This is a genomic window from Klebsiella sp. RC2 (genome assembly GCF_014192815.1).
In the GTDB taxonomy this organism is placed as follows: domain Bacteria; phylum Pseudomonadota; class Gammaproteobacteria; order Enterobacterales; family Enterobacteriaceae; genus Klebsiella; species Klebsiella variicola.
In genome coordinates this window covers 112,436-134,597 of sequence record NZ_JACHYL010000001.1, presented here as the reverse complement: position 1 = coordinate 134,597, position 22,162 = coordinate 112,436, and the positions used below count along the sequence as shown (strand labels likewise).

Sequence of the window (22,162 nt, the reverse complement as noted above, 5' to 3'; positions counted from 1 at the left end):
TTTTTTCAGGGTAATAAACGGTAACGGGTTTGTCAGGACCAGAGATTTTGTCGCACGGACCACCCTGCAGCGGCAAGGAATTATCTAATAAATATATTATTGCCGATCCACTCTCGTTATATATGCTACTCTTTTCAATACTAAATGCTTAAAGGTAACAAGAGGACGGTTAACCATGGGTATTCTTTCCTGGATCATTTTTGGACTTATTGCCGGTATTTTAGCCAAGTGGATTATGCCGGGGAAAGACGGCGGCGGGTTTATTGTCACCGTTATTCTGGGGATCATCGGCGCCGTGGTCGGCGGCTGGATCAGTACCCTGTTTGGTTTTGGCAAGGTCGACGGGTTTAATTTCGGCAGCTTTGTGGTTGCGGTAATCGGCGCGCTGGTCGTGCTGTTTATCTACCGGAAAGTGCGCAGTTAATTCTCTGCCATTCTGTTTCATTCTCGTTAACAAAGCTGCCGCGATAAGCGGCAGCTTTTTTTATTGCAGTGCCCAGGTCAGGCGACCCGCGCAAGGGCTATTGCCCGTCGGCATCCCCGGTAACGGGCACCACCTCAACGTGAACTTCGTAGTGCTTCGCCGGGCTGGCCGGGATCAGCGCGGTCAGTTTGTTAATGGTTTCTGCCGGCGTATCGGTCGCTACCGTGGCCGAAAACAGCACCGGTCTGTGCGGCGGAAGCTGCGGCGGGAACGGCGGCAGGGGGCCACGGCCCATCTCCAGCGGGGGGCGGGCCCCGTTATCAACGGCGGGCGCCGGGACGTCGGTTTTATCGGCCGCAAAGGCGCTGGCGGCGGCAACCGCGGCGATGGCGCACAGGGCAGTCATAGCTTTTTTCATCTGGTATTCCTCGATTAGCAAGTACCAAAAGAGTAGAGGGCGGCGGCAGGCGGGACAATCCCATGCGACGCGAATCCTCTGAATCTCCTTTTTTCTTCGCGAATGTGAAGGTCAGATGAGAGCTTGTGTCATTGGGGAAGCATTTTAGTTCAGCAGTACGCTCATAATCAGCAGCACGGCCATGCACATCGACATAATACTGATATCAACAATCATTCTTTACGACAAAAGCTCCAGCAAACGGGTACGGCACGGCGGCGACGTCAAAGCACGTATTATAGTGGTTAAAGATTGTACCCTGGCATATATTCACTGGACAAATGATTATTCGCCAGATGTTGCCTGAGTTGCCCGCGCCTGACCATAGCGCCATCACCACGACCGGTTCCACACCTTGCAACCAGCGCTCAGCGGAGCAACATGAGGATGGCTCATGTTGCAATGAATTTAAGTCGCTTTCCCTCCACCGCCGACTCTGGCAAAAATAGACTCATTAACGAATCAACAACATTTATCGGTTGAAGCGCGCCAGGCCTGACCCCGCGTTGCTTGTGGAATGGCAATCTGCTCATTCAGCTTCATACCCAACACCAGAATGGACAATCGCCATGACTAACGAATTTACCTATACGATTAAGCGCAGTCGTTTTGATGAAAACTATAACCCCGCGGAAAATACGCGTATTACCACCAACTTTGCCAATTTAGCCAGAGGGGAGAACCGTCAGGAAAATCTGCGCAATACGTTAATCATGATGAATAACCGGTTTAATACCCTGGCGCACTGGGATAATCCTCATAACGATCGCTATGCGGTGGAACTGGATATTATTTCTGTCGAGATGAATATTGCTCAGGATGGCGCCAGCTTCCCGGTGATAGAGATCCTGCAAACGCATATTGTCGATAAAAAGAGCGGAGAGCGCCATGCCGGTATCGCCGGTAATAACTTCTCCTCCTATGTGCGGGATTATGATTTTAGCGTGCTGCTGCTGGAACATAATAAAAACCGGGGTAGCTTTAGCGTGCCCGATAACTTTGGCGAGCTGCATGGCAATATCTTTAAGGATTTCGTGCAATCCAGCGCCTATAAGGCCAGCTTCAGCAAGGCGCCGGTGATTTGCCTGAGCGTCTCCAGCAAAGATGTTTACCGGCGTACCGGTAATGAACATCCGGTCCTCGGCATTGAATATGCTCAGGAAGGCGTGTCGCTGACGGAGCGCTATTTCAGCAAAATGGGCCTGCAGGTGCGCTATTTTATGCCGAAGCACAGTGTCGCGCCGTTAGCCTTTTATTTTACCGGCGATCTGCTTAGCGATTACACCAGCCTGGAGCTGATCGCGACCATCAGCACGATGGAGACGTTCCAGAAAATATACCGCCCGGAGATCTACAATGCCAATTCCGCGGCGGGGCAATACTATCAACCCAATCTCAACCACCTGGATCATTCATTAACAAAAATTGTTTATGACCGGGAAGAGCGCAGCCTGTTGGCGATAGAGCAGGGTAAATTTACACAACAACATTTTATCAACCCGCACAAGACGTTGCTTGAGCAATGGTCTGCTAACTTCGCGCTTTGCTAAACCAAAATAAAAGGCTACTTATTATGAAAACATGGCTTCCGACATCGACCGCCGGCAGTTTACCGAAACCGTCCTGGCTGGCGCAGCCAGAGACCCTGTGGTCGCCCTGGAAACTGTCCAGCGAGGAATTACTGGCCGGCAAGCGCGATGCCCTGCGTTTGTCCCTCGACGACCAGCTGCGTGCCGGGATCGATATTGTCAGCGACGGCGAGCAAACGCGGCAGCACTTTGTCACCACCTTTATTGAGCACCTCAGCGGCGTTGATTTTGCCAAACGCGAGATCGTGAAAATTCGTAACCGCTATGAGGCCAGTGTTCCAACCGTGGTGGGCGCCGTGGAGCGCCAGAAACCGGTCTTCGTGGAGGACGCGCGCTATCTGCGTCAGCTCACCAGTCAGCCGATCAAATGGGCGCTGCCAGGCCCAATGACCATGATCGACACGCTGTATGACAACCACTATAAAAGCCGGGAAAAGCTGGCCTGGGAGTTCGCCAAAATCCTTAATCAGGAAGCGAAAGAGTTAGAGGCCGCCGGGGTCGATATTATTCAGTTCGATGAGCCGGCCTTCAACGTCTTCTTTGATGAAGTCAACGACTGGGGGATCGCCGCCTTAGAAAGAGCGACCGAAGGGCTGAAGTGTGAAACGGCGGTGCATATCTGCTACGGCTACGGCATCAAGGCGAATACCGACTGGAAAAAAACGCTGGGTTCTGAGTGGCGACAGTATGAGGAGGCCTTCCCGCAGCTGCAGAAATCCTCCCTCGATATTATCTCTCTCGAGTGCCACAACTCGCGGGTGCCGATGGATCTGCTGGAACTGATCCGCGGTAAAAAGGTGATGGTCGGGGCGATCGATGTCGCCAGTCATGCTATCGAAACCCCGGAAGAAGTGGCTGAAACCCTGCGCAAGGCGCTGGCGTTCGTCGATGCCGACAAACTCTACCCGTCCACCAACTGCGGTATGGCGCCGCTGCCGCGCCATGTCGCGACCGGCAAACTGCATGCCCTGAGCGCCGGCGCCGAGATCGTTCGCCGCGAGCTGGCGGCAAAGTAAGGCGGGGCGCATTCCCGTTATCTTCCCCTGGCGGTGTCACTCATCGCCGGTTCACCTCCTGAGCGGGCTGTTGCCCGCTCAGCGTCATGTTGCCGCCAGCGGGCGGCAGATCGTCCGCAGGGCGACGGCACTGCACAGCGGAAACAGCGCCAGCAGAAGCCAGGGATAAACCGCCTGCGGCGAGGGGGTGAGCGCCTGGTCAAGCAAATGACCGAGCAGTAAATTTCCGGCTAACACCGCGCAACCCCCCGCGGTGGCGAGCGCCCCGTAATGGGCGCCCAGCGTCGACTCCTCAGCGAACAGGGGGATCAGATCCTTGGCTGAGGGCACCAGCAGCATCTGGCCGAGGGTGAGCAGCGTGACAAAGCAGGCCGACGGTACTAATCGCAACCAGCCTTCGGCGGGCGGGGTGGCGGCGAATAACGCCACGCTGACAAAAGAAGCCGACAGCAGCAGAAAGCCCACCGGCAGGATGCGCACGGCGCCAATTCGTCGGGCGAAGCGGGCGAGAGGGAGCTGCAGGGTGATAATCAACAGCGAGGCCAGCATAAAGAGCGGCGCCAGATCCTGCTCACGACCGCCGGAACGTTGGATCTCCACCGGCAGGGCGAGGTACAGCTGGTTGTAGCTCAACAGCCAGGAGCTGTAGGCGAGAATAAACGCGACAAAGCGCGGCTGGCGCAAAGGCGTCCACCATGGGACTCGTCTGCGCGTTGTTGTCGTGTGCCCGTCGGCGGGCAGACAGAAAAAGAGCACCAGCAGCGCCAGGAGAAAGATTCCCGCGCCGGCGAGGGCGATATGCCGAAAGCCGATCCCGCTCAGCAGCCCTCCGGCCACCGGGCCGATAACCGCCCCCAGCTCACCGCACACCGCAAACAGCGCAAACCACTCGGCGCGGCTGCGTTTCCCGTTGGCCTGGCTGTGGGTACCGGTCCGCGCCAGCAGGGCCTCGATCGACGGGGAAAACAGAGCGCCGCCGACGCCGGTCAGGCAGGCGCCGAGGATAATGGGCCACAGCGACGTAGCGCACGCCAGCAGCAGATAACCGGCGACGCGAACGACGCAGCCGGCGAGGATGATGGCCTTAGCGCCATAGCGGTCGGCCAGCGTCCCGCCGATGATAAACATGCCCTGCTGAGAGAAGGTGCGCAGCCCGAGGATCAGGCCGATAAGTCCCCCCGAGAGCAGCATGTCGTCGCGCAGGAAGAGGGCGAGGAAAGGAACGACCGCGTAAAAGCCAATATTAAAAACGAACTGGCTTCCCAGTAACACGGGAGGCCAGAGGGTTGCCGCAGGGCGCAGGGAGAAGAGAGGCATATCCGCCCAACCTAAACGATGAAATGAATGTGTTTTTTACCGTGGTAAGGGGAGATCTCGATTTTGGTTTTCACCCGGAAAACGTCCCACAGCAGCGCTTCGGACAAAATCTCCTCCGGCGTCCCGCTGGCGAGGATCTGCCCCTGCTGCATCACGATCAGCGAATCGCAGAACATCGCGGCATGGTTAAGATCGTGAATGGCCACAATGCTGGTCACCGGCAGCTCGCTGATCAACTGCATTAACTGCATCTGATGGTGTATATCCAGATGGTTGGTGGGCTCATCCAGCAGGATTTCGCTCGGGCTCTGCGCCAGCGCGCGGGCGATATGCACCCGCTGCCGCTCGCCGCCGGAGAGGCTTAACCATCCCTGCTCGCTTTTTTCCAGCATCGCCACCCGCTGCAGCGCGGCGGTGATCGCCTCATCATCCTGAGCGCTCCAGTTTGAAAACGGGGAGTGGTGGGGAATGCGCCCCAGGCGCACGACGTCGCGCACCCGCATATTGGCCTCGGTCATGCCGTGTTGCTCGACGAAAGCCACGCGGCGGGCGAGCTGCTTTTTCGCCATCCGGGTGATGTCCTGGCCGTCGAGGGTGACGCGACCCGCATCCGGGCGGCGCAGGCCCGCCAGAACGCGCAGCAGCGAGGATTTGCCGCAGCCGTTGGGCCCCAGCAGTCCGACCGTTTCGCCGCGCGACACCCGCAGCGAGACATTATTGACGATGACCTTTTTGCCTGCCTTCCAGGTGATATTTTCAGCGCAAATACTCATCACTTATTCCTTGAGCGGTAGATAATCACGGCAAAGAAAGGCACCCCAACCAGGGCGGTTACCACCCCAACGGGCAGACTCTGCGGGGCAATCAGCAGGCGCGACGCAATGTCCGCCAGTACCATCAATATCGCCCCTGCCAGCGCGCTGGCGATCAGCAACGTCCGGTGTAGCGGGCCAAAGAAGAAGCGCATCACGTGCGGCACCACCAGGCCGACAAAGCCGATCGAGCCGGCCATACTGACGATGGTGGCGGTGATCAGCGCCGCGGTGGTGAAGAGGATCAGGCGTACCTGTGGCACGGCAATCCCCAGCGAGGCGGCGGCATCATCGCCGAAGGTGAATGCATCCAGCGCCCGGGCATACCACAGACAGACCGCCAGGCCCGCGAGCACCACCACGATGACCAGCTGGAATTCGGGCCAGCGGACGCCGCTGAAGCTGCCCAGCAGCCAGAACATCACATCGCGCGCCTGCTGCGCGCTGGCGGAGGTGCTGATGGTGTAAGCCGTGATGGCGTTAAATAACTGCGATGCGGCAACGCCCGCCAGAATCGTACGCTCATTGCCGCCGCGCGCGCCGTTAGTCAGCAAGGCGACAAAGGCGAAGGCGGCGAAGGCCCCGGCAAAGGCCCCTGCCGAGAGGGAAATCGCGCCAGCGCCAAGGCCCAGCACCACGATCGACACCGCGCCGGTGGAGGCCCCGGCGGAGACGCCGAGGACGTAGGGTTCCGCGAGGGCATTTTTCAGCAGGCTTTGCAGCACGACGCCGCAGATAGCGAGGCCTGCGCCGCAGCAGGCGGCGACCAGCGCGCGGCTGAGGCGGAAATCCCAGATCACGCTCTCATAGATACGGTTGAGAGGCTCAGCGGTTAAGCCGGTTCTGTTGCTGATAGCGTAAAAGACATTCTGCAGCGGGATGGCCAGCTCGCCGACGCTGACGCCCACCGCTATCACCAGCGCCAGCACGATCACGGCCAGTAAACACCAGCCGGTGAGCAGCATGCTGCGGCGCGTCTGAAGCACGGCGATGCTCATCAGTTCAGCCCCATTTTTCTCAGCTGTTCGCCCACCTGTTCCGCGCCATAAAGCGTGCGAATGGTCGGATTCATCGCCTGACCGTCCATGACCACGATATGGCCTTTTTTCACGGCCTCCAGCTGGCTGACGGCGGGATCGCTTTTGAGGAATTTGATCTTCTCCTCGGCCTTATCCAGCGCCCAGCGGTTACGATCCAGGCTGGAGACCACGATCACATCCGGGTTGGCGGCAATAATGCTCTCCCAGCTCACCGTGGGCCACTCGGTTTCCGAGGTAATCGCATTATGTCCGCCCAGCACGCTGGCGATAAATCCGGAGGCGCTGTTTTTGCCGCCAACATAGGCATCGGCCGAAGGTGAGGCGCTGGAGAACCAGAAGACGAAGGAGAGATCCTTTTTGCTTTTACCAAACTCCTGGCGCAGGTCGGCTTCACGTTTTTTGAAATCGGCTATCAGCGCCTGACCACGATCTTCGACGTTGAAAATGCGGGAAAAATCGCTAATTTCCTGATACAGCCAGGTCATATCCCACAGCTTTTGCCGGCTGCCGTACATATCGCCGGTGGCCTTTTTGGTGGCGCACATCCCCGGTGAGACGTAGCTGTTTACGCCGACGGTAGCGAGATCTTCACGCCTGGCGACTTTGCTTTCCGGCCCCAGCAGCAGCGGCAACTGGGCGGGAACGAAATCGGGATTTTGCGCCAGCACGGATTCCAGGCTCGGAATTTCCACCGTCAGGGTTTTAATCTTCGCGTTTTGCTCAGCCAGCTGCGGTAAAACGCTGGTCGGCCAAAAGGCGCTGGCGACCACCTGCTTTTGCAGCCCAAGCAGCAGCAGAATTTCGACCGTATTTTGCCCCAGCGCGACCACGCGCTCCGGCGGCCGGGTGAAGGTCTCCTGATAGCCACAGTTTTCAATCGTCAGGGGGTAGGTTGTTGCCAGCGCGGAACTGACGGCGGTGAACATCAAGCCTAACGCGCAGAGGACCTTCTTCATTAAACGCTATCCTTGTAAACAGGCGAGTGGATGACCAGCAAATGGGAGTAATGCAAATGAAACTCATTATTGGGGCGGGGTTTTATACAATGCCATATTTACAGTGTCAATGAGTGACTATTTCGGCAGGCAATGAAATGCCCGCGCGATGGGGCGGATCAGCTCGCCAGTGGGCCACGAATATACGCCTGCAACCCCTGGGCGAGAAAATCAAATACCCGCTTACAGGCTGGGCTGTGGCGCAGATCCTCATGCATTACCAGCCAGGTATCGAGATTCAGGGAAAAGTCGGCCGCCAGCACTCGCTGCAGGGGAATAATGCCATCCGCAAGGGGCACCTGGCAGATGCCGATCCCAGCTCCGGCGCGGATCAGGCTCAACTGGGCGAGGTCGCTATCGGTCCGCATCGCGAACGCTTCGCGCTGAAATCGGGGGTAAGCCTGCAGGGCCCGGCGAACAAGTGGGGTGGCGCTATCGAAACCAATCAGCGCGTGGCTGGCCAGATCGTCGAGGGTAGCGGGCAGGCCCTGGCGCGTCAGGTAGGCGGCGGTGGCATGTAACCCAAGCTCGATCCTGCCGAGACGGCGGGCGATAAGCTGCTCCTGCTGCGGGGCGACCATCCGCACCGCAATATCCGCCTCCCGGTGAAGCAGATCCTGAAACCGATTGGAGAGCATCAGTTCGATGACGATATTCGGGCACGCCTGCCTGAGCCGGGCAACCAGCGGCGGCAGCACCTCGGCGCCGACCACCTCGCTGGCGGCCACCCGCACCACGCCACGCAGTTCGGTTCGGTCGCGACTAAAGTTAGCCGCCGTGCGTTCCAGCGCCCGGGCGGTATTGTCCATCGCCTCGGCGTGCACCCGCAGCGCCAGCGCCGCGTCGGTCGCCAGCAGGCCGGTCTGCGAGCGGGTAAATAAGGCCTGGCCGAGCGCGGCCTCCAGCCCGGCAATATGGCGCCCCGCCGTCGGCTGGGTGATGTTCAGGGTGCGCGATGCGCCCGATAAGGAACCTTCCTGCAGGACGGCGAGAAAGGTTCGGTACCACTCCCAGGGAATAGAGGTATTCATACAAAAATGTATAGCTGCTCGATGATGGTATGCAATTTCATTTGATATGAGCGGTAGGTAGGCTGTCAAGCATCCATTAGCGAACGGGGAAAGAGGATGAACAGCAGCGGCAAAGTACTTATTCTGGGAGCAAGCGGGGGGATTGGCGGGGAAGTGGCGCGCCGGCTGGTGGCGGACAACTGGCAGGTTCGGGCGCTGAAGCGCGGCGCTCAGATTCGCGGTCCCGCAGATGGCATGCAGTGGATAGCCGGCGACGCGCTGAATGCCGGGCAGGTTGCGGCGGCGGCTGCCGGTTGCGACGTTATCGTCCATGCGGTCAATCCGCCGGGCTACCGGCACTGGCGGCAACAGGTACTGCCCATGCTGCACAACACCCTGCAGGCCGCCGAACAACAGCGGGCGTTAGTTGTTCTGCCCGGCACGGTCTACAACTATGGACCGGATGCCTTTCCGCTGATTGCTGAAGCGGCCCCTCAGCAACCGGTGACCCGTAAAGGCGCTATTCGGGTGGAGATGGAGCAGGCGCTGGAGGATTACGTGCAGCGTGGTGGCCGGGCGTTGATTATTCGGGCGGGCGATTTTTTTGGTCCACGCGCCGGAAATAACTGGTTTTCTCAGGGGCTGGTCAAGCCCGGGCAGCTTCCCCGCGTCATTAGCCGCCCGGGGGCGATCGGCGTCGGGCATCAGTGGGCTTATCTGCCCGACGTCGCCGACACCATCGCCGCGCTGCTGGCCCGCAGGCATGAGCTTGAGCCGTTTGCTCGCTTTCATATGCAGGGCCACTGGGACCCGGACGGCAGCGAAATGAGTCAGGCGATCCAGCGGGTGGTCGCCCGCTATGGCGGCCGAGCGGCAGTGAAGTCTTTTCCCTGGTGGCTGGTAAAGCTGGCGGCGCCCTTCAACGCCACCCTGCGCGAAATGGTCGAGATGCACTATCTTTGGCGTCTGCCGGTACGCCTGCGCAACGATAAACTGGTTGATTTTTTAGGCGCGGAGCCGCATACCCCACTCGACAGCGCGGTGCTTCAGACGCTGCAAGGCCTGGGTTGTCTGCCCGCCGGCGCGATAAACCAAGAGGCGGGTGAGGCGTAACGCGGCAAGAGGATCACAGAGCGGGGCGTTATTGTGACCAAATCATAATAACGTCACTCGTTGTCAAACGATAGCGATCGCATTAAGCTAAACGGATGACGAAAAATACCCCCACCCCTGCAAGCCGTGGTCCCCATGACCACAGCGTTCGGGACCAGATTCTTGACGCGGCCATGGCGCACTTTAGTCGCTATGGCTATGAGAAAACGACGGTCACCGATCTCGCCAAAGCGATAGGCTTTTCTAAAGCCTATATCTACAAGTTTTTCGACTCCAAGCAGGCGATTGGCGAGGCGATTTGCGCCAGCCGGCTGGAGAAGATCATGGTGGCCGTCAGCGCGGCTATCGCCGATGCGCCGTCCGCCAGCGAGAAACTGCGCCGCCTGTTCCGGGCACTGACCGAGGCCGGCAGTGAACTGTTTTTCGAGGATCGCAAACTGTACGACATCGCCGCCGTCGCGGCGCGCGATAAATGGCCCTCAACGGAACAGTATGCCGGTCATCTGCAGCAGCTGATTGGTCAAATCCTTGTCGAAGGCCGCCAGGCGGGTGAGTTCGAGCGCAAAACCCCGCTGGATGAGGCAACCCTGGCGGTCTATATGGTGATGTGTCCTTTCATCAACCCGGTGCAGTTGCAATACAATCTCGACACCGCGCCCACCGCGGCGGTGCTGCTTGCCTCCCTGATCCTGAGAAGTCTCTCCCCCTGATTAGTGACTATTGACTTTATTGGTCACTAGTCTGAGAATGCGGTCACTGTCCGGTCTTTTCATTAAGGTGACCCATGCTCAGGCTCAATGCCGTCCATCTTGCCGTCTGCCTCCTGCCGCTGGCCCTCGCGGGCTGCGGCGAACCTGCCGATTATGACGATCCCCGCACCCGGCCGCCGCTGGTCCGGGTGGCGACCGTCGAGCGCGCGGAGGCCAGCTCGCGGGCCTTTACCGGCGTGGTGGTCGCTCGTACCCAAAGCGATCTCGGCTTCCGGGTATCGGGAAAAATCCTTGCCCGGCTGGTGGAGACCGGGCAGAGCGTCAAGCGCGGTCAACTGCTGCTGCGTCTGGATCCGGCTGATTTAACCTTGCAGGCGCAGTCTCAACAGCGGGCCGTGGATGCCGCGCGGGCGCGAGCCAAAAAGGCGACCAACGATCTGGCCCGCTATCGCGGCCTGGTGGCGAGCGGCGCCGTCTCGGCCGCGGAATTCGACCAGATTAACGCAGCGGCAGAGGCGGCCAGAGCCGACCTGAGCGCGGCCCAGGCGCAGGCCAATGTGGCGCAAAACGCCACCGGCTATGCCGGACTGCTGGCGGACGCTGACGGCGTGGTGGTGGAAACGCTTGCCGAACCGGGGCAGGTGGTCAGCGCCGGACAGGTGGTGATCCGCCTGGCGCGGGCGGGGCAGCGCGAAGCGCGGGTGCAGCTTCCGGAGACGCTGCGCCCGGCGGTCGGCAGCGAGGCGCTGGCGACACGCTATGGCAGCGAATCTCAGCCGGTCACGGCGACCCTGCGACTGCTTTCGGACGCGGCTGACGCCACCACCCGCACCTTTGAAGCGCGCTATGTGCTGAACGGGGCGCTGGCGAATGCGCCGCTGGGGTCTACCGTGACCCTGCGTATCGGCAGCGACCAGGCGCCAGGCCAGGTGCTGGAGGTGCCCCTGGCGTCGCTCTACGATCCGGGCAACGGCCCTGGCGTCTGGCGCATTGCCTCGCGTCCGGCCACCGTCTCCTGGCAACCGGTGACCGTGCTCGGCCTGAATGATGAAACGGCGCGGGTGACCGGCCCGCTGAAGCCCGGCGAGCCCATCGTCGCCCTGGGCGCCCATCTCCTGCACCAGGGCGAGGCGGTGCGTCTGGCGGAACGACGCGAGCATAATGCCGCCGGGAGCCAGCCATGAGCGCCGGGCGTTTTAATCTCTCCGCGCTGGCCGTCCGCGAGCGGTCGGTGACCCTGTTTTTGATTATCCTCATCTCCGTCGCCGGGCTGGTGGCGTTCTTCGGACTCGGGCGGGCGGAAGATCCGCCCTTCACGGTCAAGCAAATGACGGTCATTACCGTCTGGCCCGGCGCCACCGCGCAGGAGATGCAGGATCAGGTCGCCGAGCCGCTGGAAAAACGGCTCCAGGAGCTGAAGTGGTACGATCGCACTGAGACCTATACCCGCCCTGGTATGGCGTTGATCACCTTGTCGCTGCAGGATCAGACTCCGCCGTCCGAGGTGCCGGAGCAGTTTTATCAGGCGCGCAAAAAGCTCGGGGATGAGGCGAAAAACCTGCCTGCCGGCGTCTCCGGCCCGATGATGAATGACGAATTCGCCGATGTCACCTTTGCCCTCTTTGCTCTGAAAGCGCGGGGAGAGCCGCCGCGGCAGCTGGTGCGTGACGCTGAAGCCCTGCGCCAGCAGCTGCTGCATGTACCCGGGGTGAAAAAAGTGAATATCCTCGGCGAACAGGCGGAGCGCATTTATCTCTCCTTTTCTCATGATCGTCTCGCCACCCTGGGCCTTTCGCCAGAGGCGATTTTTGCCGCGCTGAACAGCCAGAATGTGCTGACCGCCGCCGGGGCCATTGAGACCCGGGGCGGGCAGATCTTTATCCGCCTCGACGGGGCGTTCGACCGCCTGCAGCAGATCCGCGACACGCCGATTATTGCCGGGGGCAGAACGCTGAAACTGGCCGATGTCGCCACGGTTGAGCGAGGGTATGAAGATCCCGCGACCTTCCTGATCCGCAATCAGGGCGAACCGGCGCTGCTGCTGGGGGTGGTGATGCGCGAGGGCTGGAATGGTCTGGCGCTGGGGAAAGCGCTGGACGCCGAAACGGCCAGCATCAATCAGAGCCTGCCGCTCGGCATGTCGTTGACCAAAGTGACCGATCAGTCGGTGAATATCAGCGCCGCAGTCGATGAGTTCATGATCAAATTCTTTGTCGCCCTGCTGGTGGTGATGGCGGTGTGCTTTGTCAGCATGGGGTGGCGCGTGGGGGTGGTGGTCGCGGCGGCGGTGCCTTTAACCCTGGCCGTGGTGTTTGTGGTAATGGAGGCGACCGGCAAAAACTTCGACCGCATCACTCTCGGCTCGCTGATCCTCGCCCTGGGCCTGCTGGTGGATGATGCCATCATTGCCATCGAAATGATGGTGGTCAAAATGGAGGAGGGGTATGACCGCCTCAAAGCCTCCGCCTATGCCTGGAGCCATACCGCGGCGCCCATGCTGGCCGGTACCCTGGTAACGGCCGTAGGCTTTATGCCCAATGGATTTGCGCAGTCCACCGCCGGGGAGTACGCCAGCAACGTGTTCTGGATCGTCGGTATCGCGCTGATTGCCTCCTGGATTGTGGCGGTGATTTTTACCCCCTGGCTGGGGGTGCACCTGTTGCCGGACAGAAAGCCCGCGGCGGCAGGCCACGCCGCGCTGTATGACACCCCGCGCTATCAGCGCTTCCGTCGGCTGCTGACCCGGGTTATCGCCCGCAAATGGCGCGTGGCCGCCAGCGTGGTGGTGTTGTTTATGGTGGCGATACTGGGAATGAGCGTGGTGAAAAAGCAGTTTTTCCCCACCTCCGATCGTCCGGAAGTACTGGTTGAAGTGCAGATGCCTTACGGGTCGTCGATTATCCAGACCAGCGCCGCGACGGCGAAAATTGAGCACTGGCTGCAGCAGCAGTCGGAGGCGAAGATTGTCACCAGCTATATCGGCCAGGGCGCGCCGCGCTTTTACCTGGCGATGGCCCCGGAGTTGCCCGATCCCTCCTTTGCCAAACTGGTGGTGTTGACCGACGGTCAGGACGCCCGCGAGGCGCTCAAGCGGCGGCTGCGGGAGGCGGTGGCCAATGGCCTGGCGCCGGAAGCGCGGGTGCGCGTCACTCAGCTGGTCTTTGGCCCTTATTCGCCCTATCCGGTTGCCTGGCGGGTGATGGGGCCCGATCCGCACACCTTGCTCGACATCGCCGAACGGGTTAAATCGGTGCTGCAGGCCAGTCCGCTGATGCGCACCGTCAATAGCGACTGGGGTTCGCGGGTGCCGGTGATGCATTTCAGCCTCAATCAGGACCGGCTGCAGGCGAGCGGACTCAGCTCCCAGTCCGTCGCCCAGCAGCTGCAGTTCCTGCTGTCAGGGATCCCCATCACCACTGTTCGGGAAGATATTCGCGCCGTGCAGGTCATCGGCCGCGCGGCGGGCGATATCCGTCTGGATCCGGCGAAAATCGCCGACTTCACCCTGGTGGGCAGCGGCGGGCAGCGGGTTCCCTTGTCACAGATTGGCGACGTGTCGATCAGAATGGAGGACCCGCTGCTTCGCCGTCGCGATCGCACGCCGACCATCACCGTCCGCGGAGATGTCGCGGATAACCTGCAGCCGCCGGATGTCTCCACCGCGCTGATGAAATCGCTGCAGCCCATTATCGACTCGCTGCCGCCGGGGTATCGCATCGAGACGGCGGGGTCGATCGAGGAGTCAGGCAAAGCCACGCGGGCGATGGCGCCGTTATTTCCCATCATGATCGCCCTCACGCTGCTGATCATTATCCTGCAGGTGCGTTCGCTGTCGGCGATGGTCATGGTTTTCCTGACCGCGCCGCTGGGGCTGATTGGCGTGGTGCCGACACTGCTGCTGTTCAATCAGCCGTTTGGCATCAATGCTCTTGTGGGCCTGATCGCCCTGTCGGGGATCCTGATGCGCAATACGCTGATCCTGATTGGCCAAATCCACCATAACGAACAGGCAGGGCTCGATCCGTTCCACGCGGTGGTGGAGGCGACAGTACAGCGCGCCCGCCCGGTTCTGCTGACCGCGCTGGCGGCGATCCTGGCGTTCATTCCGCTCACCCATTCGGTCTTCTGGGGAACGCTCGCCTATACGCTGATTGGCGGGACGCTGGGGGGAACCATCATGACCCTTATTTTCCTGCCGGCCATGTACGCGATCTGGTTCCGCATCCGACCTCAGCCCCCGGCTGACGCAGTGCAACACCCGGCGCTGCACCCGCAGGGGTAATTCCCTCTTGCCGGACCTGGCCGATAAACGCGGTCAGGCCCGGCCCTGGGCAGCGTCAGGCGGGTAAGGATACCGGCACCGCATGAGTGCGATGTTGATCCTGTTCGAGACGGTCAAGGCAATCGAGGCTGATGGCCGATGGCGAGGTCGCGCCGGTGAGGGTCATGGTGACCTTCATATCCTCGGCAAATAAGCGCAGCAGATGCGCCACGCCCGCTTCGCCCGCCGCGGCCAGGGCATAAATATAGGCCCGCCCGAGCAGCACGCCCTTCGCGCCGAGGGCCAGCAGGCGAATGACGTCCACGCCGGAGCGCACCCCGGAATCAGCAAGCACCGTCAGATCGTCGCCAACCGCATCCACCACCCTTGGTAGCGCCCGGGCAGTGGGGATGGCGCCATCGAGCTGTCTGCCGCCATGATTCGACACCACAATGCCATCGGCGCCGAGGCGCACGGCATTGCGCGCATCGTCGGCATCGAGGATCCCTTTGATGATTAATTTCCCTTGCCAGCTGTCGCGGATCCACTCCAGATCGTGCCAGGCGATGGACGGGTCGAAATTGTTGCTGATGAACCCCATGTAGTCGTCCATGGTCATTTTGTGGCCGGTGTAGGCTTCGATATTACCGAACGACAGGGGCCTGCCCGCCAGCCCGACGTTCATTGCCCAGCGTGGATGAGTACAGGCCTGGAGATACTGTCGCAGGGTGGCGTGCGGCCCGGACATGCCTGAGCGATTATCCCGATACCGCGAGCCGGGGATCGGCATATCGACGGTGAATACCAGGGTTTTCATGCCGGCGGCCCACGCGCGCTCCAGCGCATTACGCATGTAGCCGCGATCTTTCAGCACGTACAGCTGGGACCAGAGTGCGCCGCTGGCCTGGCTCGCCACCTCTTCAATGGAGCAGACCGACACCGTGGACAGGGTGTACGGGATCCCGGCGCGGGAGGCGGCGCGGGCCGCCTGAACTTCGCCGCGGCGGGCGTACATCCCGGTGGCGCCGACGGGCCCCAGCGCCACGGGCATCGCCCATGAAGCATCAAGGATCGTGGTGGCCAGCGTCGGTTCGCCCGCCCCGCACAGCACGCGCTGGCGAAGGGCTACCGAGGCAAGCTCGGTGGCGTTGGCGTTCATGGTATTTTCCGCCACCGCGCCACCGTCAATATAATCGAAAAGGAAGCGGGGCAGACGGCGACGAGCGGCTTCGCGATAATCGCTGGGGGCTGAAACAATCATTATTATGTCCTTATGTCTTTTAACCTAAGTGGATGTTCTGCAGGCAAAAAAACTATAGGCTTCTAAAAACCGGTGGGGAAATGAAATATTAGCATCCCAGCTATTCCCTGCTGGAATAATCTGGTTTTATCGCTGAGGCTGTTATTTCCTTTTTTTACTCTTCGGCGCGCGCGTTATTTTTATTTATTTCCGCGCAACGTGAAGCTGGCAAAATAAAGACCCGGTATGAGGCGGCAGCGCTTTGCGCCATCGCCACCATGGGGAAGGAGAGGTCAGCGCGGCGCCTGCGTTTTCCGGGAGGTGTAAAGAAGATGAATTTGAAATTGAGCTGGTGGTATCTTTTGCTAGCCTTTCTCTGGAGGACAGACGGAGCGACACCATGAAAGATAAAGATGAACAAACGGCATTGATTGGCATGGCCATCGGCGCGGCGGTCATTAGCTTAGTGGCTACACAGAAGCAGATTAATCAGGGGAGTATCGTGGATGAACTGGTGAGACTGGGCAGACAGAAGGGGGACGGGGTGGAAGATGAGGTTTTTGTTCAGGCCGCCCGGCTGGTCAGAAAAGGCACCTAGCCAACCGCGACCCTGCCTGGCAATCCATTTACCCGTTTCATCACAGTTTTCATTCCCTGGATCGCGGCCTGGTGAGCGGCGATTGTTGCTTTCTGAAAGCGTCACGGACTGGCGCTTTCTTATCCTGACCACCGGACCTGCGCCTTCTCGGCCTTGTTGGCCTTTAGGTGACACTGTCACTTTTCCTTCTCCAGGCTGTGCGATAAACAGGAACCGGGTCATCTGCTATTGCATAAATCGGTATTTTCGATACATCTTTACCATTGCGTGCGAATATAGAACGATTTCAGAATAACATATTATAAATCAAAAGATTAAGTTCACCCTGCACACCCTGATAATCCCCGGGCGAGGGTCTATGCTTATAAAAAGCGCTAAATGGGGCAATACCCCTGCTGCAGATGGGTTGAAGTGATAATCATTATCACTAACATGGCGGTATGCCTTGATGGCGCCAACCTGGAGGTCTATCGATGGAAGTACAAGCAGGAACCTTTAATCCCGCCGATTTTAGTTGGCAGGGACTGACCATGACGCCGGCCGCTGCCGCGCATATTCGCGATCTGATGCGCAAGCAACCGGACAAAAAAGGGCTGCGGCTGGGGATAAAAACCAGCGGCTGCGCCGGTTTTGGCTATGTGCTCGAAATGATTGCCGAGCCGGCAGCCGACGATCTTCTCTTTGAACATGACGGGGCGAAGCTGTTTGCGCCGCTGCAGGCGATGCCGTTCATTGACGGCACGGAGCTCGATTACGTCCGGGAAGGTTTAAATGAAATCTTTAAATTTCATAACCCGAAAGCGCAGCACGAGTGCGGCTGTGGCGAAAGTTTTGGGGTGCAGGCGGAGTAACTATGTCGCGTAATACTGAAGCAACTGACGATGTCAAAACCTGGACCGGCGGCCCGCTCAATTATAAAGAGGGCTTTTTCACCCGGCTGCAGACCGATGAGCTGGCCAAAGGGATTAATGAAGAGGTGGTCCGGGCCATTTCCGCCCGTCGCAATGAGCCGCAGTGGATGCTGGAGTTTCGGCTCAATGCTTTCCGGGCATGGCTGGAGATGGAGGAGCCGCACTGGCTGAAGGCGCATTACGATAAGCTGAATTATCAGGACTACAGCTACTATTCCGCCCCCTCCTGCGGCAACTGCGATGAGACCTGCGCTTCAGAGCCGGGCGCGGTGCAGCAGACCGGGGCCAACACCTTCCTGACCAGCGAGGTGGAAGAAGCCTTTAACCAGCTGGGCGTGCCGGTACGTGAAGGGCGCGAGGTGGCGGTGGACGCCATATTCGACTCCGTGTCGGTGGCGACCACCTACCGCGAAAAGCTGGCGGAGCAGGGGATCATCTTCTGTTCTTTCGGCGAGGCGATCCACGACCATCCGGAACTGGTGAAAAAGTATCTGGGTACCGTGGTGCCAGGCAATGACAACTTCTTCGCCGCGCTGAACGCCGCGGTGGCTTCGGATGGCACCTTTATCTATGTGCCGAAGGGCGTCCGCTGCCCGATGGAGCTGTCGACCTATTTCCGCATCAACGCCGAAAAGACCGGGCAGTTTGAACGCACCATTCTGGTGGCCGATGAAGGCAGCTACGTCAGCTATATTGAGGGCTGCTCGGCGCCCGTGCGCGACAGCTATCAGCTGCATGCGGCGGTCGTTGAAGTCATCATCCATAAAGATGCGGAAGTGAAATACTCCACGGTGCAGAACTGGTTCCCCGGCGACAACAACACCGGCGGCATTCTCAACTTCGTCACCAAGCGCGCGCTGTGCGAAGGGGAGAACAGCAAGATGTCATGGACCCAGTCGGAAACCGGCTCGGCCATCACCTGGAAATACCCCAGCTGCATCCTGCGCGGCGATAACTCGATCGGCGAATTCTTCTCGGTAGCGCTGACCAGCGGTCACCAGCAGGCGGACACCGGCACCAAAATGATCCATATCGGCAAGAACACCCGCTCGACCATCATCTCGAAAGGGATCTCCGCCGGACACAGCCAGAACAGCTATCGCGGGCTGGTCAAAATCATGCCGACCGCCACCAATGCCCGCAACTTCACCCAGTGCGATTCGATGCTGATCGGCCCGGACTGCGGGGCGCATACCTTCCCGTATGTGGAATGCCGCAACAACAGCGCCCAGCTGGAACATGAAGCGACCACTTCGCGGATTGGCGAAGATCAGCTGTTCTACTGTTTACAGCGCGGGATCAGCGAAGACGATGCCATCTCGATGATCGTCAACGGTTTCTGTAAAGACGTCTTCTCCGAACTGCCGCTGGAGTTCGCCGTCGAAGCGCAAAAATTGCTGGCCATTAGCCTTGAACATAGCGTCGGCTGATAATTAAGGAAAAAAGATGTTAAGTATTCAAGATTTACACGTCGCCGTCGAAGATAAAGCGATCCTGCGCGGGCTGAACCTTGAGGTGCGCCCGGGGGAGGTCCACGCCATTATGGGGCCAAACGGCTCGGGGAAAAGTACGCTTTCGGCCACCCTGGCCGGGCGTGAGGATTACGAGGTGACCGGCGGCCGCGTCGAATTTAAGGGTAAAGACTTGCTGGAACTTGCCCCGGAAGATCGCGCCGGAGAAGGTATCTTTATGGCCTTCCAGTATCCGGTGGAAATTCCCGGCGTCAGCAACCAGTTCTTCCTGCAGACCGCGCTGAATGCCGTGCGCAACTATCGCGGCCAGGAGCCGCTGGATCGCTTCGACTTCCAGGATCTGATGGAAGAGAAAATCAGGCTGCTGCAGATGCCGGCAGATCTGCTGACCCGCTCGGTGAACGTTGGCTTCTCCGGCGGGGAGAAAAAGCGTAACGATATTCTGCAAATGGCGGTGCTGGAGCCGGAGCTGTGCATTCTTGATGAGTCAGATTCCGGGCTGGATATTGATGCACTGAAGATTGTCTCGGAAGGTGTCAACTCGCTACGCGACGGCAAACGCGCCTTCATCATTGTCACCCACTATCAGCGCATTCTTGACTATATCAAGCCGGACTACGTCCATGTTCTGTATCAGGGGCGGATTGTGAAGTCGGGGGATTTCACCCTCGTCAAACAGCTGGAGGAGCAGGGCTATGGCTGGCTTACCGAACAGCAGTAACGCGCTGCAGCAGTGGCACCACCTGTTTGAAGCGCAGGGCGGCCAGCGTACGGCGGAGGCCACCCAGCATCTGCAGCAGCTGCTGCGCCTGGGGCTGCCGACACGTAAGCACGAGGACTGGAAATACACCCCGCTGGATGCGCTACTCAACGGTCACTTTGTCGCCGACGAGGGGGCATCGCTCAGCGCTGAACAGCGTGATGCGCTGGCGCTGCCGCTGGACGCCTGGCGGCTGGTGTTTATCGATGGCCGCTATCATCCTGAGCTGAGCGACGATCTCGCCGCCAGCGGCGTGGAGGTCAGCGTCGATAACCAACGCCAGCATCTGCCGGATGCTTTGCATCCGGAGGTGTTTCTCCATCTGACCGAAAGCCTGGCGCAGACGGTGACCCGCCTTCGCGTACCGCGCAACCGCCGCCTGGATAAGCCGCTGCTGCTGATGCATATCACCCGCGGTCTGGCCGGCGATGCGCTGAATACCGCCCACTATCGCCATCACCTGGCGCTGGAAAGCGGGGCGGAGGCGACCGTGGTCGAACATTACCTGAGCCTCAATGAGCAGCCGCACTTCACCGGCGGGCGACTGACCATGACGGTGGCCGATAACGCGCACCTCCAGCATATCAAGCTGGCGTTTGAGAACGCGCTCAGCTACCACTTCGCCCATAACGACCTGCTGCTGGGCCGCGACGCCTCGGCCTTCAGCAGCAGTTTCCTGCTCGGCGGGCAGGTGCTGCGTCATCACACCAGCACCCGCCTGGGCGGTGAAAACAGCAATCTGCGCCTCAATTCGCTGGCGATGCCGGTGAAAAATGAGGTCTGCGACAGCCGCACCTGGCTCGACCATCAGGTTGGCTACTGCAACAGCCGCCAGCTGCACAAAACCATCGTCAGCGATAAGGGTCGGGCGGTGTTTAACGGGCTGATCAACGTCGCGCCGCACGCGCTGAAAACCGACGGCCAGATGACCAATAACAATCTGCTGCTTGGGCGGCTGGCGGAGGTCGACACCAAACCGCAGCTGGAGATTTACGCCGATGACGTGAAATGCAGCCACGGGGCGACCGTCGGGCGCATTGATGAAGAACAGCTGTTCTATCTGCGCTCGCGCGGTATCGAACAGCAGGCGGCGCAGCAGATGATCCTCTACGCCTTCGCCGCCGAGCTCACCGAGGCTATCCGCAGCGATGCGCTCAGAGAGCAGGTGCTGGCGCGGATTGGACAGCGTTTGCCGGGAGGCACTGTATGACATTTTCAGTAGAACGGGTTCGCGCCGATTTTCCGGTACTGAACCGGGAGGTCAACGGTCAGCCACTGGCCTATCTCGACAGCGCCGCCAGTGCCCAGAAGCCGGAGGCGGTGATCGGCGCCGAAGCGGAATTCTATCGCCACGGCTACGCGGCGGTGCACCGCGGCATCCATACCCTCAGCGCGGAAGCCACCGCGCGGATGGAAGCCGTGCGTCAGCAGGCGGCCACCTTCCTTAACGCCGGGTCGGCGGAGGAAGTGGTGTTCGTCCGCGGCACCACCGAGGGTATCAACCTGGTGGCCAACAGCTGGGGAAACGCCAACGTCGGCGCCGGGGATAACATCATCATCAGCGAAATGGAGCACCACGCCAACATTGTGCCGTGGCAGATGCTGTGCGCCCGCGTCGGGGCTGAGCTGCGGGTGATCCCCCTGAACCCGGACGGCACCCTGCAACTGGATGTTGTCCCGGGACTGTTTGACACGCGCACCCGCCTGCTGGCGATAACCGAGGTCTCCAACGTGCTGGGGACGGAAAACCCGCTGGCGGCGCTGATTGCCCTTGCGCATCAGCATGGCGCGAAAGTGCTGGTGGATGGCGCTCAGGCGGTGATGCACCACCCGGTAGATGTGCAGGCGCTGGGGTGCGATTTCTACGTCTTCTCCGGACACAAGCTGTATGGCCCGACCGGGATCGGCGTGCTCTATGGCCGTTCCGAGCTACTGCAGGCGATGGCGCCATGGGAAGGCGGCGGGTCGATGATCGCCACCGTCAGCCTGACGGAAGGCACCACCTGGAACCGGGCGCCGTGGCGCTTTGAGGCCGGTACGCCGAATACCGGGGGGATCATTGGCCTCGGCGCGGCGCTGACCTACGTCAGCCAACTGGGGCTGACGCAGATCGCGGAGTACGAGCAGACCCTGATGCGCTATGCGCTGGAGGCTCTGCGCGCCGTGCCGGATCTGATCCTCTACGGGCCGGCGCAGCGCAAAGGGGTGATCGCCTTTAACCTCGGCCAGCATCACGCCTATGACGTCGGCAGCTTCCTCGACAACTACGGTATCGCGGTGCGAACCGGGCACCACTGCGCCATGCCGCTGATGGCCCGGTATCAGGTACCGGCTATGTGTCGGGCCTCGCTGGCGATGTACAATACCACGGAAGAGGTGGACCGCCTGGTGGCCGGCCTGCAGCGGATCCACAAATTATTAGGGTAAAGGACGTGAC

20 protein-coding genes are annotated in these 22,162 nt (G+C 60.1%); 13 read left to right on the top strand and 7 right to left on the bottom strand.

The window, feature by feature from the left end:
• Nucleotides 1-175 precede the first annotated feature (175 nt).
• Nucleotides 176-424 (top strand): GlsB/YeaQ/YmgE family stress response membrane protein, encoded by a 249-nt coding sequence (locus tag FHW76_RS00645; RefSeq protein WP_002909014.1) that lies wholly within the window; start codon nucleotides 176-178, stop codon nucleotides 422-424.
• 97 nt (nucleotides 425-521) lie between these two features.
• Here the strand turns inward: FHW76_RS00645 and FHW76_RS00640 are convergent, their stop codons facing one another.
• Nucleotides 522-842, bottom strand: a complete 321-nt coding sequence (locus FHW76_RS00640; RefSeq protein WP_072123044.1) for a hypothetical protein — start codon at nucleotides 840-842, stop codon at nucleotides 522-524.
• 608 nt (nucleotides 843-1,450) lie between these two features.
• On the opposite strand from FHW76_RS00640, the gene FHW76_RS00635 reads away from it, so the two are divergent.
• Both FHW76_RS00635 and FHW76_RS00630 read left to right on the top strand, forming a co-directional pair.
• Nucleotides 1,451-2,431 carry a DUF1852 domain-containing protein gene (locus FHW76_RS00635; RefSeq protein WP_008804452.1) on the top strand — a complete coding sequence of 327 codons (981 nt, stop codon included), beginning with the start codon at nucleotides 1,451-1,453 and terminating at the stop codon, nucleotides 2,429-2,431.
• 23 nt (nucleotides 2,432-2,454) lie between these two features.
• Nucleotides 2,455-3,486 (top strand): methionine synthase, encoded by a 1,032-nt coding sequence (locus FHW76_RS00630; RefSeq protein ID WP_008804453.1) that lies wholly within the window; start codon nucleotides 2,455-2,457, stop codon nucleotides 3,484-3,486.
• An 84-nt stretch (nucleotides 3,487-3,570) separates the two neighbouring features.
• Here FHW76_RS00630 and FHW76_RS00625 read toward each other — a convergent pair whose 3' ends face one another.
• The 5 genes from FHW76_RS00625 to FHW76_RS00605 all read right to left on the bottom strand — a co-directional run bounded on the left by FHW76_RS00625 (nucleotide 3,571) and on the right by FHW76_RS00605 (nucleotide 8,681).
• Nucleotides 3,571-4,758 (bottom strand): MFS transporter, encoded by a 1,188-nt coding sequence (locus FHW76_RS00625; protein WP_178075538.1) that lies wholly within the window; start codon nucleotides 4,756-4,758, stop codon nucleotides 3,571-3,573.
• Nucleotides 4,759-4,814: 56 nt separating this feature from the next.
• Nucleotides 4,815-5,576: an ABC transporter ATP-binding protein gene (locus tag FHW76_RS00620; RefSeq protein ID WP_008804455.1), complete on the bottom strand. Its 762-nt coding sequence runs from the start codon at nucleotides 5,574-5,576 to the stop codon at nucleotides 4,815-4,817.
• Nucleotides 5,576-6,613 (bottom strand): iron ABC transporter permease, encoded by a 1,038-nt coding sequence (locus tag FHW76_RS00615; RefSeq protein WP_008804456.1) that lies wholly within the window; start codon nucleotides 6,611-6,613, stop codon nucleotides 5,576-5,578. Before FHW76_RS00615 ends, FHW76_RS00620 begins: the two co-directional genes overlap by 1 nt.
• On the bottom strand, nucleotides 6,613-7,611 hold the full coding sequence (locus FHW76_RS00610; protein WP_008804457.1) for an ABC transporter substrate-binding protein: 999 nt from the start codon (nucleotides 7,609-7,611) through the stop codon (nucleotides 6,613-6,615). The genes FHW76_RS00615 and FHW76_RS00610 overlap by 1 nt, the downstream gene beginning before the upstream one ends.
• A 158-nt stretch (nucleotides 7,612-7,769) precedes the next feature.
• The gene (locus FHW76_RS00605) at nucleotides 7,770-8,681 is read right to left on the bottom strand and encodes a LysR family transcriptional regulator (protein WP_012541385.1); all 912 of its coding nucleotides are present in this window, start codon (nucleotides 8,679-8,681) and stop codon (nucleotides 7,770-7,772) included.
• A 96-nt stretch (nucleotides 8,682-8,777) separates the two neighbouring features.
• Here FHW76_RS00605 and FHW76_RS00600 point away from each other — a divergent pair, with 96 nt between their 5' ends.
• The 4 genes from FHW76_RS00600 to FHW76_RS00585 all read left to right on the top strand — a co-directional run bounded on the left by FHW76_RS00600 (nucleotide 8,778) and on the right by FHW76_RS00585 (nucleotide 14,765).
• Nucleotides 8,778-9,773: an NAD-dependent epimerase/dehydratase family protein gene (locus FHW76_RS00600; RefSeq protein WP_110209348.1), complete on the top strand. Its 996-nt coding sequence runs from the start codon at nucleotides 8,778-8,780 to the stop codon at nucleotides 9,771-9,773.
• A 95-nt stretch (nucleotides 9,774-9,868) separates the two neighbouring features.
• Nucleotides 9,869-10,483, top strand: coding sequence for a TetR/AcrR family transcriptional regulator (locus FHW76_RS00595; protein ID WP_004143215.1), 615 nt, complete (start codon nucleotides 9,869-9,871; stop codon nucleotides 10,481-10,483).
• A gap of 74 nt (nucleotides 10,484-10,557) precedes the next feature.
• Nucleotides 10,558-11,667, top strand: a complete 1,110-nt coding sequence (locus tag FHW76_RS00590) for an efflux RND transporter periplasmic adaptor subunit (protein ID WP_064323597.1) — start codon at nucleotides 10,558-10,560, stop codon at nucleotides 11,665-11,667.
• The gene (locus FHW76_RS00585) at nucleotides 11,664-14,765 is read left to right on the top strand and encodes an efflux RND transporter permease subunit (RefSeq protein ID WP_096834494.1); all 3,102 of its coding nucleotides are present in this window, start codon (nucleotides 11,664-11,666) and stop codon (nucleotides 14,763-14,765) included. The genes FHW76_RS00590 and FHW76_RS00585 overlap by 4 nt, the downstream gene beginning before the upstream one ends.
• Before the next feature lie 55 nt (nucleotides 14,766-14,820).
• Here FHW76_RS00585 and lldD read toward each other — a convergent pair whose 3' ends face one another.
• A complete protein-coding gene (gene lldD / locus FHW76_RS00580) occupies nucleotides 14,821-16,005 on the bottom strand; it encodes an FMN-dependent L-lactate dehydrogenase LldD (RefSeq protein ID WP_008804462.1) in 1,185 nt (394 codons plus the stop codon).
• A 379-nt stretch (nucleotides 16,006-16,384) separates the two neighbouring features.
• On the opposite strand from lldD, the gene FHW76_RS00575 reads away from it, so the two are divergent.
• From FHW76_RS00575 to sufS, 6 genes are all read left to right on the top strand, one after another.
• Nucleotides 16,385-16,582: a hypothetical protein gene (locus tag FHW76_RS00575; RefSeq protein ID WP_004203090.1), complete on the top strand. Its 198-nt coding sequence runs from the start codon at nucleotides 16,385-16,387 to the stop codon at nucleotides 16,580-16,582.
• Between the two features lie 473 nt (nucleotides 16,583-17,055).
• Nucleotides 17,056-17,433, top strand: a complete 378-nt coding sequence (sufA, locus tag FHW76_RS00570) for a Fe-S cluster assembly scaffold SufA (RefSeq protein ID WP_039103820.1) — start codon at nucleotides 17,056-17,058, stop codon at nucleotides 17,431-17,433.
• 2 nt (nucleotides 17,434-17,435) lie between these two features.
• Nucleotides 17,436-18,923, top strand: coding sequence for a Fe-S cluster assembly protein SufB (gene sufB / locus FHW76_RS00565; protein ID WP_008804465.1), 1,488 nt, complete (start codon nucleotides 17,436-17,438; stop codon nucleotides 18,921-18,923).
• Between the two features lie 16 nt (nucleotides 18,924-18,939).
• Nucleotides 18,940-19,686 (top strand): Fe-S cluster assembly ATPase SufC, encoded by a 747-nt coding sequence (gene sufC / locus FHW76_RS00560; protein WP_004184415.1) that lies wholly within the window; start codon nucleotides 18,940-18,942, stop codon nucleotides 19,684-19,686.
• Nucleotides 19,661-20,935, top strand: a complete 1,275-nt coding sequence (gene sufD, locus FHW76_RS00555; protein WP_012541393.1) for a Fe-S cluster assembly protein SufD — start codon at nucleotides 19,661-19,663, stop codon at nucleotides 20,933-20,935. Before sufC ends, sufD begins: the two co-directional genes overlap by 26 nt.
• Nucleotides 20,932-22,152 carry a cysteine desulfurase SufS gene (gene sufS / locus FHW76_RS00550; RefSeq protein ID WP_016161294.1) on the top strand — a complete coding sequence of 407 codons (1,221 nt, stop codon included), beginning with the start codon at nucleotides 20,932-20,934 and terminating at the stop codon, nucleotides 22,150-22,152. The genes sufD and sufS overlap by 4 nt, the downstream gene beginning before the upstream one ends.
• Nucleotides 22,153-22,162 lie beyond the last annotated feature (10 nt).